Origin of the sequence: Paenibacillus sp. Mc5Re-14 (assembly GCF_001049835.1) — a bacterium.
Taxonomy (GTDB): domain Bacteria; phylum Bacillota; class Bacilli; order Paenibacillales; family Paenibacillaceae; genus Paenibacillus; species Paenibacillus polymyxa_C.
Genome location: NZ_CVPD01000001.1, coordinates 4,699,045 through 4,714,340, shown reverse-complemented (window position 1 = coordinate 4,714,340; position 15,296 = coordinate 4,699,045). Strand labels below are relative to the sequence as shown.

Below are 15,296 nucleotides of genomic sequence, written 5' to 3'. Positions count from 1 at the left end.
CTATTCTCATCGTAACAAAAAGAACATGTAAAATCCAATGGTGACCATGAAAATTTTCATATTTTTTAGTTTTTCGTATTCGTGAACACCGATTTACTGGTAAAACCGGATAATTGAACCAATCTTTTCTCTACATCATTCATCCAGTCTTCATCTCCTAGGCTTCTCGCATAGCGATAAAGATCCAGCAAGAGATTAATTCGAAGCTCCATTCGCTCCTCCAAAGCAGATTGCCAATCAACATTGGGATTGTCCGCTTCCTCCAGTACAAGCTTGCGAATAATTTCTGCCAGTTCATTGTTGCGAGCAAAAGATATTCGCCGGGGCGCAGGTTTGCTCCCTAGACTTTGTAAAAGTTCCTTAATGTCCTTCGTCACATGTTGCAGAACCTCACTGGAAAAGCATGACGGGCATGAAAATACAGGAACATGCAAAATTTCAACCTTACTCGCATATATTACCTTTCGCAATTCCAGTCCCATCGGTTCACCGCATTGGCATTGCTTTTGCACTATTACCACCTCATTACATAGGATCAAACTATATAAGGATCTCTTCAGCATCCAGATATATCTATCTACTAGTCTATAAAATATTTGTTAACTCTATAAAATCTATCATACCTTTTTTTATTTCGACTTTGGGGTCTCAAATCCTTCCACAGATTGCAGCAATGTACAAATTACCAAGGCATTAGAGGGTCAAAAAATGACGGCGATTGTTGTAAAAGAGCGACTCCTAACCTGAGAATCTGCGAAGGAATGGACTTCGGGCTTACTTTTTCTTAAGATGTAAAAGTACAGATTACAAAACAAAGATGTCATATGTGACCCATGAAAGGATGGTTAGATGTCAAGACTTACCGGAAAAAAGGTCATTGCCCTCGTAGATGAGGAATTCGAGGATCTGGAATTATGGTACCCGGTGTATCGTGTTCGTGAAGAAGGCGCAGAGGTACATTTAGCCGGTGCTGAAAAGGGGAAAAAATATATTGGAAAATACGGCGTACCTGCTGAAGCAGAATATGCCTTTGAAGAACTCAATAGTAGCGATTATGACGGTATTCTTGTCCCAGGTGGTTGGGCGCCCGATAAACTGCGCCGCTATCCCAAGGTAATTCAACTCGTACAGGAGTTTCATGCCGCACATAAACCCATCGGACAAATCTGCCATGCAGGCTGGGTACTGATTTCTGCTAAAATATTGGATGGTGTTACAGTCACCTCCACACCAGGTATCCGTGATGATATGGAAAATGCAGGAGCAATCTGGAAGGATGAAGCTGTTGTGACAGACGGACACATTGTATCCGCTCGTCGACCGCCCGATCTTCCACCTTACGGAAAAGCGTTCTGCGATGTATTAGCTAATAGCGCTCGGAAATAAGATATGTAGTCCGCACATTTAGGACTTGAGTAACCTTATCTATGGCTATATCGAAAAAGCACCTTCAAAACCACTTTATTCATGGTTTTGAAGGTGCTTTTTCGTCCGAGCTATCTAAGCATTGCGGATATTAAAATATTACGGCCGCCCGGGTCCGGCCGGGGTACAGCTGATATTAGCTGCAGTCAGCTTGTCTTCGATCGCTGCACCAGTGGACATGCCAAAGCAAGCACGAGCGATTGCCATTGCTTCAGATGCAGTCGTATTCAGCACACGATGCTTGACCCGCAACAAAGATTGGGGGGACATACTGAGCTGATGTATTCCCAGTTCTAGCCAAAGTGGAACGGATCGTTCATCTCCAGCCATCTCACCGCAGACACTCACATCAATTCCGGCTTGAAGTGCCGCTTGTGCAGTCATGCGCAGCATTCGAAGTACAGCCGGGTGGTATGGATGGTACATATGTGCAATCTGCTCATTCATACGGTCTACAGCCAGCACATACTGAACTAGATCATTCGTTCCGATACTAAAAAAGTCGGTTTCAGCTGCTAATAGATCCGCGATCATCGCTGCAGCTGGAACCTCAATCATAATCCCTCGCTGAATTTTAGGATTATAGGCAAGCCCTCTTGCATCCAAATCCGCCATAGCTTCTTTCAAAAGAGCATCTGCCTGACGGACTTCCTCCACGGAGGAGATCATCGGATACATGACCTTGATATTCCCCGTTGCACTGGCTCGCAAAATTGCAGTCAACTGAGTTTTAAACATTTCCTTCCAATCCAGACTAATCCGTATAGCACGATAACCTAGAAAAGGATTTTCTTCCTCTGGGAGCTCAAGATAATCCAACGGCTTATCGCCGCCGATATCCAATGTACGGATGACTACGGAGTGATTGCCTGCCTTTTCCGCTATTAGTCGATATACTTGATACTGCTCCTCTTCATTAGGAGCAGATTTACGATCCATATATAAAAATTCCGTGCGGAACAGCCCCACACCTTGAGCTCCATGCTTCAAAGCAGCCTCTAGTTCTTTAACGGAGCTAATATTGGCCGCCAGTCTCAGCGTGGTTCCATCCTTGGTCACAGCTTCTACCGAAGCGAGTACCTGAAGCTGCTCTTTTCTACGTCGCTGCTCGTCACGTAAAATGATATAGTGGTCTGTTACAGATTTTTCTGGATTCACATACACTCTACCCAGGTCTCCATCCACAACCATCATATCTCCGGTTTGAACAGGCAAATTCATATTGCTCTCCAATCCAGAAACGAGTGGAATACCAAGCGCACGGGCCATAATCGCGGAATGCGATGTTTTACCACCATTCATAGTCACAATCCCTAACACATAGCTGGGATTCAAGTGTGCCGATTGGGATGGTGAGAGCTCTTTGGCTACCAGGATATAGGGCTGAGTGTCCTTGGGAAGAGTCACTTCCGGTGCGCCCAGCAAATGCTTGAGCAGTCGGTTCCCCACATCCTTGATGTCGATTGCCCGCTCCTTCATATATTCATCATCCAGCAAATCAAACATTGTCACAAAATGATCAATAGCTTCCTTCACAGCCACCTCGGCCGCCTTATACTGACGCTGAATAATGCCGCTAATTTCATTCATGAACTCCGGATCTTCCAATATCGCTAGATGAGCATCAAAAATGCTGGATTCCTCCGCTCCCACCATCTCTCGGAACTCATCCTTAATAAACTGGATTTCACTTTTGGATGTACGTATCCCTTCATACAAACGTTCAAATTCCTTCGCTAGATCTACCGTATCCATTTTTTGATCAGGTAAATCCCATTCCCAGCTCGGCAGGACAAATGCCTTCCCGATGGCCACACCTGCTGCGGCGCCGATGCCTTCTATCATGTTTCTACCCCTCCAACATTCCTGTCATGCAGCACAACGGACATTACCGAAGCCTGACCTTTTTTCACTGTTTTAAACGGAGCAAAGCTCCACGACTTGACGCGATCCGGATTCGTGATGACCATAGGAGTCACCAGCGATGGAGCTTGCTCTCGTAGCGCCTGCAAATCAAATTTGATCAGCAATTGCCCCGGTTCCACCGTATCGCCTGCTTCTACCATAGCAGTAAAATTCCCTTTTAGCTGTGAAGTATCAATCCCGATGTGAAGCAGAACCTCAAGTCCTTCTCGTGTGGAGATGCCTAAAGCGTGCATGGTCGGATACAAGTGCATCACAGTACCATACACCGGAGACACAAGTTCACCGCGTTCAGGAACAAAAGCAACACCGTCCCCAACCAGCTTCGTTGCAAAAATTTTGTCAGGCACTTCATGAATCGGTAGCATTTTTCCATGTACAGGAGCATTGAACAAAATTTGAGGGAGATCACGCTCCATCAGCTTTGCAATTTCCTCACGAATTAGTTCTGAATAGGTTCCAAATACGACTTGTAAATTACCTCCGCCCAGATTAATAAGCCCGGCCGATCCCAAAGCCTTCATCGCTCCGGTATCAATCAGCCTGTCATTATGGACAGTCAGCCGTAAACGGGTGATGCAGGCTTCTACCTGCACAATATTCTCCTTCCCACCGAGTGCTTCCAAAATAAGTGGAGCACTGTAAGGAATATTACCGGCCCAATCCTCCAGAACCGAGCCTTCCTCACGTCCAGGAGTTGGAATCCGGAAGCGACGGATTGCCCATCGAAACAGTACATAATACACAAGCCCATATGCCACTCCGACTGGAATTAACAACCAGGCGTTATGTGATAGATGGAAATTAAGGACATAATCTATAAAACCCGCCGAATATGAAAAGCCATGATGAATGTCCAGTTCAAAGGTAAGCCACATGGCCAGACCGGACATAACCGCATGAACGAGGAACAAATAAGGAGCAGCAAACAAAAAGGCAAACTCAATCTGTTCCGACACTCCGGTAAAAAAACAGACCAATGCGGCCGTCAGAAACGTTTTTTGCACCTTTGGCTTCAAATCTTCACGAGCTTCCTGAATGATCGCTAAAGCAATCGCAGGGATCGCAAACATCATAATGGGAAACAACCCAGACATGAAATAACCCGCTGTCGGATCGCCAGCAAAAAACCGGGGTAGATCCCCCTGCACAACGTTGCCAGACGGAGTTTTGTATGTACCCAGTTGAAACCAAAATATATTGTTAAGCAGATGGTGAAGACCAAAAGCGGCCAACAGCCGGTATAGAATGCCGTAAATAAGCAGTCCAAAACCGCCCAAGCTCGATTCCAGGCCTACAATAAATTCCAGTCCTCGTTGAATCAGCGGAGCAATAATCAACATGAGCCCTGCAAATACAGCAGAGAACAGACCAATAAGCAGCAGAACAAATCGGGTTCCCCCAAAAAACTGAAGCACTTCAGGCAACTTAATGCTTTTGAAGCGATTATAAGCCAACCCTGAAATGATCCCCAAAATGATACCAATGAGCGTCGCTGGCTGAATGAGTCCGTTTCCAAATCTCAATGTGACCTGATCATATATAGCCATACCAGCCAATGCAGCCAGTCCCGCCTGACCTGCTTGATTCGACATACCCAGTGCAACACCAACCGCAAACAAATACGGCAAAAAATAAAAAATCCCGTGTCCCGCCGCATTTGCCATATCGGACACCATAGGAAATCCCCACGTGGCCCAAGGAAGGCTGCCGAGACTTAGCAATATTGCAGCTGCCGGTAGCACCATCGTCGGGAGCATGACAGCACGACCAAGCTGTTGTAAGGATCCGAGCCAATTCATGGCATTCCTCTCCCTTCTATCCCTGATGGTAAGCCGAATAAATACTTTTGTCAAAGCCATGGTTCCGTCAGCCAAAAATATTTATTTACGCTTTTACAGGTCATATAACTTATTACTCAACGATAACCCTATGAATTTAACTAGACCACATCACATTCCAAGCATATATACATTATATGGATTCCTGAAAGTATAATATACTGTATCATGATTCTGATTTCACACCAAAAACCTTCAACCCTATGAAACAAGGGAAGAAGGTTTTCTTCATGTGCATATAGCATGGGTCAGAGGTGTGATTATCCTTTACGAACAGCTTGGGTCACTGAATCCTCCACCTTAATGCAACGATCCATAATAACCGTCATTCCATGCTCCTGCGCAATGTCAGCGGCTTCCTGGCTTATAATTCCCTGTTGTAGCCACAATATCTTAGCTCCAATAGCAGCGCCTTCACGCGCAACCTCTGCGCAGTATTCGCTACGACGGAATACATTAACCAATTCAACGGGCTCTGGTACTTCAGCAAGACTGGCATAGCAAGTCTCTCCAAGAATTGTTTGCCCTGCGGCCGCAGGATTAACCGGAATAATCCGGTATCCCCGCTTTTGCATAGCATAAGAAACCATGTATGAGGTGCGGTCTGATTTATCAGACAAACCTACAACCGCAATATTGCCTACTTGTTCCAAAATATTCTTAATCTCTTCTCTGGACGGATTTTCAAAAGCCATTCTATCTCCTCCTGTCTGTATCTTAACTTACCTTTATTTTACCCATTCTACGGAAGCACCAAGCGTCGTCAGATGGTCGAAATACTGTGGATACGATTTGGCGACATGATGCGCATCCTTGATCACTAGCGGCTTCTGCGCGCGCAAACCTACAACCGTCAATGCCATAATGACACGGTGATCATAATGCGCGTTGATTTCCACTCCACCTTCGACACCCTCCGGTCTACCATGCACAATGATTTCCGCTTGACGTTCTTCTACCCGAGCCCCAGCCTTGCTCAACTCATTCAAATAATCCGTAATTCGGTCACATTCCTTATACCGTAAATTTTCCACGTTATAAAAACGAGATGTACCTTCGGCAAATACAGCCGCAGCTACCATGGCAAGTACAGCATCTGTCGCGGCATCACCATCAAACTCGATGGCCTTCAATCGGCCGTTCCCCTTTACAACAACGGTATCGTTCTCATGTGTCAGTGGTACTTCCATCATACGCAGTACATCTACAATAGCGCGTTCTCCCTGTTTGCTCTGCTCTTTAAGACGATGGATGGTAACATCGGAATTCGTTACTGCAGCCGCCGCCAGCACCGCAGCACTCCCTGGATAATCCCCCTGTACAGTATACGTACGTGGCTGATAGGATTGCCTCCCCGGGACGCGGAAAGACATGTAGTCATCACTTGCATGAATGGTAATACCAGCCTCTTGCAATACCTCTAGAGTCTGCCCAATGACCACTTTGGATTTCAAATCATGCAGCACTTCAATTTCACTATCTTCCTCCAGTAAAGGTGTAAGGAACAACAGAGCGCTTAAATACTGTGAGCTAACCGAGCCGGACACCTGAATTTTACCGCCCTTCGCCTGACCACCCTGAATACGTATTGGCAACTTGCCTTCACGATGATCTACTTTAACACCTAGTTGGCCCAATGCATCAATTAGATCGTCATGGGGCCTTTTCCCCAATGAGTCGGGATATGTATTCACAAATGTAACATCCGGACATAGGGACGCAATTCCCATCAAAAAACGGAGCACCGCTCCTGCATTGCCTACGTTCAGTTCCTTCACAGCTTGAGGATGGCTACCAAAACCTGTAATCACTATTTTTTCATCATCCTCTTCCAGCACTGCTCCCAGATCGGTGATACAACGACGCATAGCGTCACTGTCCTCACTATGAGCTGGATAATAAATAGTACTTTGTCCATCGGCTAGTGCAGCCGTAAGCAGATAACGAGTCGTGTAGTTTTTGGAGGACAAAGCCCCAATCTCTCCTTGCAAGGAAGGGGTAGGTCTAACGATAACATCCATATTATACATGCTCCTTTTCGATTCAAACCATCCTAGTTTACGTTAATTATACAAGTTGTAACGTTCATTTCTCCACCTAAAAAATAAGGAATATTCATCTAGGTCTATCGAGGTTTAGCAACCTGGTTGACTAATCTTTATTTGATTTTTAGATTTAGGCTAATTGACAGCTTAGAGATCGCTTCGCTATCATACATAGAGAGTGTGACGTTTCTCACACGTCAACAATACAAGTAGTACCCATTTACATTAGAAAAGAGGTCCAGCCATGACGCAAATCGCTCTGATTGAACCTTCTGAGCTTCGCGCACGCCTGCAAGCAGGAGAGCAATTGCAATTGATCGACGTCCGTGAAGCGGAAGAAGTAGCGGAAGGTATGATTGAAGGTGCCAAACACATTCCGCTCGGACAGATTCCGGGCCGCCTTGAGGAAATTGAACGCACCGGTGAAATTATCTTTATTTGCCGGAGCGGTTATCGCAGTGAACGTGCCTGCGAATATTTGCAGCAGCTAGGTTACGAGGGATGCACCAACATGACTGGTGGCATGCTGCAATGGTCACAGGAGCAGTAAAACAGCTAGTCTATAAAAGAGACGGAAACTTTCCGTCTCTTTTATTTAAGCTCAGGCTTAGACGCGGTAAAGCATTAAACTATTGTGCTTCTATCATACCATAGCGTCAAAAGAATACACAATCCTTTAGCACATCCAAATTCGTATCTAAAATACCAATTAAAAAAACGGAAGCTTCTTCTACCCCAAGGGCAAAAAAGCTTCCGTTGTGTTACATACTACATCCTTACATATTCGTCAGTTCATTAGAACCATTGATGATGGAATACGCCTTCTTTGTCCACACGCTTGAACGTATGTGCACCAAAGTAGTCACGTTGCGCTTGCAACAGATTTGCTGGCAAACGCTCAGTGCGATAGCTGTCATAGTAAGCAAGCGCGCTGGAGAAGCCAGGCACTGGAATACCTTGAGATACAGCCACGGAAATCACTTGACGCCATGCATCTTGATACGTTTCTACTACATTTTTGAAATAAGAGTCCAGCAACAGGTTTTTCAGAGCAGGATCACGGTCATACGCATCCTTGATGTTTTGCAGGAATTGCGAACGGATAATGCAACCACCGCGGAAGATCATTGCAATTTTTCCGTATTTCAAATCCCAATCATACTCATCGGAAGCTGCACGCATTTGAGCGAAACCTTGAGCATAAGACACAATTTTACTTGCGAACAGTGCTTTACGTACGCTTTCGATAAATTCTTTTTTGTCGCCGCTGAAGGATTCAGCTTTAGGACCGCTCAGCACTTTGCTTGCCGCAATACGCTCGTCTTTCATAGCAGACAAGAAACGGGAGAATACGGACTCAGTAATCATGGACAATGGCACACCCAGATCCAGCGCGCTTTGGCTTGTCCATTTACCAGTCCCTTTTTGACCTGCAGCGTCCAAAATCACATCTACCATAGGCTTGCCTGTTTCAGCATCATACTGGGAGAAGATGTCAGCTGTAATTTCGATCAGGTAACTGTCCAATTCACCTTTATTCCATTCTGTAAAGATTTCATGAAGCTCTTCTGCACTCACATTCAGAACTGATTTCAGCAAGTGATATGCTTCACCAATCAATTGCATGTCGCCGTACTCGATACCGTTATGCACCATTTTTACATAGTGACCAGCACCGTCGGGACCGATATATGTACAGCATGGGTCGCCGTCCACTTTAGCAGAGATTGCAGTCAGAATCGGCTCTACCAGTTTGTAGGCACTTTCTTGTCCACCTGGCATAATGGCAGGACCATTCAAGGCACCTTCTTCACCACCGGATACGCCTGTACCAATAAAGCGAAGTCCTTTTTCCTCCAGCTCCTTGCTGCGGCGCTGTGTATCAGGGAAGTAGGCATTGCCTCCGTCTATAATAATGTCGCCCTTGTCCAGATGAGGCACAAGCTGTTCAATCGTGGCATCTGTAGCTTTACCAGCTTGAACCATGATCAGGATTTTACGGGGTGATTCCAGTGAGTTCACAAATTCTTCAATAGAGAAAGTACCCGTCAGTTTTTTACCTTCTGCTTCTTTGATAAGATCGTGCGTTTTTTCTGGAGAGCGGTTAAAAACCGAAACGGTGAAGCCTCTGCTCTCAATATTAAGGGCCAAGTTTTTACCCATTACCGCCAGGCCGATCACACCAATTTGCTGTTTTGCCATCTGGTTCCTCATCCTTTGCAACATATTTTGTATTCTATATCGCCGCTTTACCGCATTACACTTTATGTGAATCGGAACACGTGCACTTCTATTTTAACGTTTTTAGTGTCAGAAGTGAACCCCTGTCTGATCGCAGATCAAAACACCTCATTTTGCATGAGGTGTTCCGATGTACTACGCTTCCATCATCAGCAGTTGGTGAGATAGCGTTTGCAGGCGTTTATGGCTATTCTCGATTTTAATCTTATCTTTCTCCGTCATCGCCTTGAACAGCTTCTCCAATTCATCGTCTACTTCCATCTTAAGCAGCAGCAGCCGGGTTTCCCCTTCATTGGAAGCGTACATATCCTCCATTTCCTGAGCGGACAGCACCGGTCCCTTCTGATAAATAACACGCTGCTTAAAGCCAGTAACCTCGACCAGACGAATGACCTCGCCGAACAAAATATTTTCCACCAAAATATGATGATCCTTGACTCTTTTGACAATGGCATGACCTCGGGTGCTTCCAATCAGCTTCTCCAACCACTCAGCCAGCTTGGCATCGCGGATTACATAATCTCCAGCCAGCTTGTAGTGTCCTGTGCGCAATTGTTGAAAACGGAGCTTCACCAGCTTGCGCCCGGTTCTCACCGACAAAACCAGATACGACTCATCCTCGCTCCAGTACAGCGAATACCCTTCCGATATCAAATCCTTGATCAGATTATGGATATGCCGACGGCTAAACCGGAGCTCTAGATTGCAATATTCTACCTCACAGCCCTTGTTCACGGCATTCCCTCCTTTTTCAAGTCCGATTCAAGAAGTCCGGCTACAGCAAGCCTGCGGCTTTCCCGCTTGATCTTCCCTTGCTCTATTTTATACTTCATTTTATGTAAGGGTACTTGGTTATTTGACCTATTTTTATGAGTAACAACGCACAATCCTACTTTTGCCTTATATGCTTGTACCGAGCCCGGCCTAAAGTCGGCCAAGCCCGCTGACATTATGCTATAATCGGACATATTACGCCACACGATATGGCTTAGCCTAGATACAGGAGGAATAGGAATGACATTCAGTGGATTTACTGCAAAGGACTTTGATGTCTTTGAAATACCAGGATTGGAACCTCGCATGGAGGTGCTGATTCAGCAGGTTCGGCCCAAGTTGGAGGCGATTGGCGAGGAGTTAGCCCCCTTCCTGACGGACTTATGCGGGGAGCCTATGCACGTTCACGTGGCCAAGCATGCACGACGCAAGGTCAATCCCCCGATCGATACATGGGTAGCTTGGGCGGCAAATAAACGCGGGTATAAGGCGTTGCCGCATTTTGAGGTAGGTATGTTCGCTTCCCATATATTCGTCATATTCGCAGTCATTTATGAAAGTCCGAATAAAATCACGTTTGCCCAGGCGCTTGAAGCCAACCTGAGCGATGTGCGCTCTAACATACCAGGTCATTTCTACTGGTCCATGGATCATATGGATCCAAAAGGTACAGAACAGCAGCAAATGGACACGGAAGAGTTTCAAACCATTATTAACAAGCTACAGCAGGTGAAAAAAGCCGAGGTCATGTGTGGGCTCCGTATTGATCGTAATGACCCTCTTGCCAGTGACGGAGCTGCGTTACTGCAGACGGTGCGTTCTACCTTTGAGCATTTACTGCCACTGTACCGGATGTCTTTTCCAAAGGACTAGTTTCAGATAAATGCGTCCCTGATCCGCTACTAAGAGTACCGTTCAAGTCTTAACAACGGTTTTTCTCCGTGGATTGCGCGCCAAAGCCAGATGGCAGCCAAACATGAGCAGCATCACGATCCCACTGATGATAAAGGGAGCTGTGTGTCCAGCACGGTCCCATAGCACTCCTGAAACGAGCGGGCCAATAACCATGCCAGAGCCTTGGAGTGTTAAAAAAAAGCCCCATACTGTTGCACGCTCGCTTTCCGGAATCAGTTGGGCAAGAAACGTGTTCCATGCAGGCAAAATGAGCGCATATCCCAAGCCAATAATGGCTACAGATACAAACACAAGTGGAATGGTCTGTACTGTTGAAAAGAAAAATAGCGTGGTCCCGGCAAGCAAAAAACCGATGTGCAAAAAGTACTTGGTTCCAAGGCGATCCACCAGCTTGCCACAAGGGATCAATGCCAGCACAGTCACCCCACCACCGGCAATCAGAAGCACGCTATACAGGTTCGGTGAAATTCCGAGATCCGTGCGCGCGTAAAGCGTTAGCACAGGGCTGATCAAGCCGATGACAAAGGACTGCAAAAACAGCGCAGGATAAATTAACGGATTCACATTAAGCTTTGTTTTGAGCGTGTTGATCGTCTCCTGGATACCTCTCAACACTTGCCGCTTCTGCTTGGAGTTCCCACCAGAAGATATGAGAGCGCTCTGTTCGAGGTCGTCTTTGCCAGCAGACCTGTTCGTTCCAGGCAGCATAAGAGCAACCAACAGCAATACAATACTGCATCCTATTAAAATCATGAACACCATACCGTAAGAGTGTCCGTAATGGGATATGGCGAAATTCATAATGAGTGGACCGAAGCCCGTTCCGCCCATGGACGCAATTTCCAGTGTCCCCATCGCTGCACCGTTATTGTTATTAGGACCAGACATTTCGGTCGTTCCAGTCATCACACAAGGCCAGAGCGGAGATGTCCCCAGTCCTAGCAGCAGACACGCGATGACGAGCCACACAGGTTCTGTCAGGGTGCTTAGCATAATGATCGCTACAAGGGTAAACAACAACGCGGTTGACATCGTTCCACGATAACCGAGCCGTTCAGCCATCCAGCCCGCCGGTGCCCGGAATGCATTGTCTCCAAAATACTGAAGCGAAAAGGCTAATCCGATAATTCCGGCCGACAGCCCTAACGTTTCTCCCATATATACCGGCAGGATGGATACCAGAAGAGATCCCTTCATGAATTCGACCAGAAACACCAGTATCCATAATTTGGCGAAAAAAGGAGTCCACAGCCGCTGCGAAGCTTTTTTTCGTCTTATTTGCTTCATTTATCCCACATCCTCCGCCTTCGTTTATTGTCTATACATTCGGGGTTCTCCGCCTACTCCGCTCTTTCGCAAATAAATGCGCCCTCAATCGCTTGCATTCCTACTTCAAACTGCTATACTCAATTTTGTTCTATTATCAATTGCACAGGATTGTCGAAATCCTGCATGAAAGGTTGTGACAACACTAATGAATCAAAGCAACACCCCGCTTTTTACTGCTTTGAAAAAGCATGCTCAGAGCAACCCGGTTCAATTTCACATCCCAGGTCATAAAAAGGGAGTGGGCGCAGATCGGGAATTTCGCGAATTTATGGGGGATAATGCTTTTTCCATAGATATGATTAACATCGCTCCATTGGACGATCTGCATCAGCCATCAGGCGTCATTGAAGAAGCTCAAAAGCTTGCAGCAGAAGCCTTCGGAGCTGATTATACTTATTACAGTGTACAGGGGACAAGCGGAGCCATTATCACCATGATTATGTCCATTTGCATGCCAGGTGATAAAATTATTGTACCCCGAAATATACACAAATCCATAATGTCTGCCATTATCTTCGCTGGTGCGAAGCCGGTATTCATTTCTCCGGTCAGTGATGAGAATCTCGGTATTCACCACGGGGTTACAACCAAGTCCGTACGCCGGGCATTGGAACGTCACCCTGACGCCAAGGGCGTCCTTGTCATCAACCCGACATATTACGGTGTGTGCGCCGATTTGAAGGAAATTGTAGATCTCGCTCACAGCTATAATGTGCCGGTCCTGGTCGATGAGGCTCACGGAGTACTGATTCATTTTCACGCTGATTTGCCGATGTCTGCTATGGAGGCGGGGGCAGACATGTCAGCTACAAGCGTCCACAAGCTGGGTGGTTCTTTGACTCAAAGCTCGATACTGAATGTCAATACAAAAAACGGATTCGTTAATCCGCAGCGTGTACAAACTATTTTCAGCATGCTGACAACGACGTCCACTTCGTATATCCTGCTGGCTTCGTTGGACACATCCCGACGCAACCTGGCCCTTAACGGCCATGAAATAGCACAACGTGCTCTGGAATTAGCTGAATATTGCCGCGCAGAGGTCAACAAAATCGAAGGGCTATATTGCTTTGGCAGCGAAATTCTTGGCACAGAAGCTACCTATGATTATGATCCGACCAAAGTTACAGTTCATATTCGCCATTTAGGCCTTACCGGATATGATGTGGAAAATTGGCTGAGAGATCACTACAATATCGAGGTTGAGCTTAGCGATATGTATAATATTCTCTGTTTGGTGACCCCTGGTGATACCAAAGAGGAAATTGACATTTTATTAAAAGCTTTGCGAGAGCTGGCTGCACTGCACTATTCCACAGGTCAGCAGCATGAGCTGGTTGTAAAGATACCGGATATACCGCAGCTCTCCCTCATTCCGAGAGACGCTTTTTACGGAGATACAGAAATCGTGCCCTTCAAGGAATCTGCTGGCCGTATCATTGCAGAATTCATTTATGTATACCCACCGGGCATCCCGATCCTTTTGCCGGGAGAAGTTATTTCGCAGGACAATATTGATTATATTGTAGATCATGTGGAAGTAGGCCTGCCTGTTAAAGGACCTGAGGATCGAACGGTACATCAGGTGAAGGTTATCGTTGAAACTGACGCTATTTCTTAAACATGATCTGTTAACACCTGCTTGCAAAAAATGTTGATAGTCAACAAAAAAAGCCCCCATTTGGGGGCTTTTCTATTGTGTGATGAGCAAGAACAGCTACTGTATCCAATCCTATTCGTATTGGGCAACAAGCTCGCTATATGCAGCTTCTACACGCTTCCACTCATCTTCGTCCTCAATATTGTAAAGCACCATTTCTTCGTTTTCTTCTTCCATACGAAGAATGATACCATCCGCTTCGGGATTGCCTCGCTCAAGCAAAAGAGCATACACGTGATCTTCTACGTCAAAGGTCTCTACCAGCACCATTTCTACATCTTTGCCATTTTCATCAGTTAGCGTAAGAACCATTTCTTCATGTTCGTGGTCATGATCGTGGTTGCAGGCTTCACCGTGTTCATGTTTGTGATCACTCATGGAAATACCTACCTTCAAATTGTTTTATTTTCCCTCGTATCGTAACATGATCAAGAGTGCAGGTCAATTTGTGGTATGCCTAATTTATCGCTGTAATGACTTTTTCGGACACGAGGGTATAACTGCCATCTTTACTTTCTTTAATGTAGAAACCGACCCGATAGTTTCCTGCTGTTTTGAAATCATACGTAAAGTCGTTTGTACGGAACCAGAAGTTATCCTTTTGCGCTCCTTTGATATCTTGGGACTGAATATCCTTTACATTGCCCGAAGGGTCGGTAATTGCTACTTTCACTCCGGAAATATCTGTTTTCAGGGTATCAATTTGACTGAAAACATTAAACTTCACTTTGTTGCCTTTATTCACGTTACCAAACACAGTATCCCCCTTGAACAGGAACATATGCACGTTTGGCTGGTCGAAAACAACTTTTCCACCAGAGGGATCAAAATTTACAAGCCCATTAAAATCACGGATAGGCACATAAGTTTTCCCATCAATGACAACTGCGCCATCTTTTGACACTTCTCCGTTAATAATCAACTGCACTTGGTCCTTGGCGGACTCCGCCGAAATGACGGTCCCTCCCATTATTGAAAAGGCCATCACTAGGGCCATCACTTTTCTCCATTTCATACTACATATCCCTCCATCGTTATCTGTTAAAAACCATCTGTCGTACATTTATACCTAGCTCAGCCGCACAAGTTGCGCTGTGTTTCACAAATTGTCCAAAGTTTTTACATAAGGAGCCAAATCTTTAG

The 15,296-nt window shown here is 45.8% G+C and carries 14 protein-coding genes; 4 read left to right on the top strand and 10 right to left on the bottom strand.

Going from position 1 to position 15,296, the window contains the following annotated elements; translation table 11 throughout:
- Positions 1-65 precede the first annotated feature (65 nt).
- A complete protein-coding gene (locus tag BN1546_RS21370) occupies positions 66-512 on the bottom strand; it encodes a hypothetical protein (RefSeq protein WP_013371883.1) in 447 nt (148 codons plus the stop codon).
- Between the two features lie 337 nt (positions 513-849).
- Here BN1546_RS21370 and BN1546_RS21365 point away from each other — a divergent pair, with 337 nt between their 5' ends.
- Positions 850-1,386, top strand: coding sequence for a type 1 glutamine amidotransferase domain-containing protein (locus BN1546_RS21365; protein ID WP_013371884.1), 537 nt, complete (start codon positions 850-852; stop codon positions 1,384-1,386).
- A gap of 138 nt (positions 1,387-1,524) precedes the next feature.
- Here the strand turns inward: BN1546_RS21365 and ptsP are convergent, their stop codons facing one another.
- The 4 genes from ptsP to aroA all read right to left on the bottom strand — a co-directional run bounded on the left by ptsP (position 1,525) and on the right by aroA (position 7,210).
- A complete protein-coding gene (ptsP, locus tag BN1546_RS21360; protein ID WP_058829831.1) occupies positions 1,525-3,270 on the bottom strand; it encodes a phosphoenolpyruvate--protein phosphotransferase in 1,746 nt (581 codons plus the stop codon).
- A complete protein-coding gene (locus BN1546_RS21355; RefSeq protein WP_013371886.1) occupies positions 3,267-5,150 on the bottom strand; it encodes a glucose PTS transporter subunit IIA in 1,884 nt (627 codons plus the stop codon). The genes ptsP and BN1546_RS21355 overlap by 4 nt, the downstream gene beginning before the upstream one ends.
- Positions 5,151-5,449: 299 nt before the next feature.
- Positions 5,450-5,884: a CoA-binding protein gene (locus tag BN1546_RS21350; RefSeq protein WP_090738795.1), complete on the bottom strand. Its 435-nt coding sequence runs from the start codon at positions 5,882-5,884 to the stop codon at positions 5,450-5,452.
- A gap of 33 nt (positions 5,885-5,917) precedes the next feature.
- Complete coding sequence (aroA, locus tag BN1546_RS21345; protein ID WP_040103395.1) at positions 5,918-7,210, bottom strand: 3-phosphoshikimate 1-carboxyvinyltransferase; 1,293 nt, start codon at positions 7,208-7,210, stop codon at positions 5,918-5,920.
- Between the two features lie 268 nt (positions 7,211-7,478).
- Here aroA and BN1546_RS21340 point away from each other — a divergent pair, with 268 nt between their 5' ends.
- A complete protein-coding gene (locus tag BN1546_RS21340) occupies positions 7,479-7,784 on the top strand; it encodes a rhodanese-like domain-containing protein (protein ID WP_013371889.1) in 306 nt (101 codons plus the stop codon).
- A 245-nt stretch (positions 7,785-8,029) separates the two neighbouring features.
- On the opposite strand, the gene gndA is transcribed toward BN1546_RS21340, so the two are convergent.
- Together gndA and BN1546_RS21330 are read right to left on the bottom strand one after the other, a co-directional pair.
- Positions 8,030-9,436 carry an NADP-dependent phosphogluconate dehydrogenase gene (gene gndA, locus BN1546_RS21335; protein WP_013371891.1) on the bottom strand — a complete coding sequence of 469 codons (1,407 nt, stop codon included), beginning with the start codon at positions 9,434-9,436 and terminating at the stop codon, positions 8,030-8,032.
- A gap of 174 nt (positions 9,437-9,610) precedes the next feature.
- Positions 9,611-10,210, bottom strand: coding sequence for a hypothetical protein (locus BN1546_RS21330; RefSeq protein WP_040103394.1), 600 nt, complete (start codon positions 10,208-10,210; stop codon positions 9,611-9,613).
- Positions 10,211-10,489: 279 nt separating this feature from the next.
- Between BN1546_RS21330 and BN1546_RS21320 the strand changes: the two genes are divergently transcribed.
- Entirely contained in the window at positions 10,490-11,122 is a 633-nt protein-coding gene (locus BN1546_RS21320) for a YktB family protein (protein ID WP_058829832.1), read from the top strand.
- Between the two features lie 42 nt (positions 11,123-11,164).
- Here the strand turns inward: BN1546_RS21320 and BN1546_RS21315 are convergent, their stop codons facing one another.
- A complete protein-coding gene (locus BN1546_RS21315; protein ID WP_040103392.1) occupies positions 11,165-12,451 on the bottom strand; it encodes an MFS transporter in 1,287 nt (428 codons plus the stop codon).
- A 187-nt stretch (positions 12,452-12,638) separates the two neighbouring features.
- Here BN1546_RS21315 and BN1546_RS21310 point away from each other — a divergent pair, with 187 nt between their 5' ends.
- Complete coding sequence (locus BN1546_RS21310) at positions 12,639-14,114, top strand: aminotransferase class I/II-fold pyridoxal phosphate-dependent enzyme (RefSeq protein ID WP_013371896.1); 1,476 nt, start codon at positions 12,639-12,641, stop codon at positions 14,112-14,114.
- A gap of 111 nt (positions 14,115-14,225) precedes the next feature.
- On the opposite strand, the gene BN1546_RS21305 is transcribed toward BN1546_RS21310, so the two are convergent.
- Positions 14,226-14,531, bottom strand: coding sequence for a DUF1292 domain-containing protein (locus tag BN1546_RS21305; RefSeq protein WP_007431055.1), 306 nt, complete (start codon positions 14,529-14,531; stop codon positions 14,226-14,228).
- 79 nt (positions 14,532-14,610) lie between these two features.
- On the bottom strand, positions 14,611-15,168 hold the full coding sequence (locus BN1546_RS21300; RefSeq protein ID WP_013371897.1) for a hypothetical protein: 558 nt from the start codon (positions 15,166-15,168) through the stop codon (positions 14,611-14,613).
- Positions 15,169-15,296: the final 128 nt, after the last annotated feature.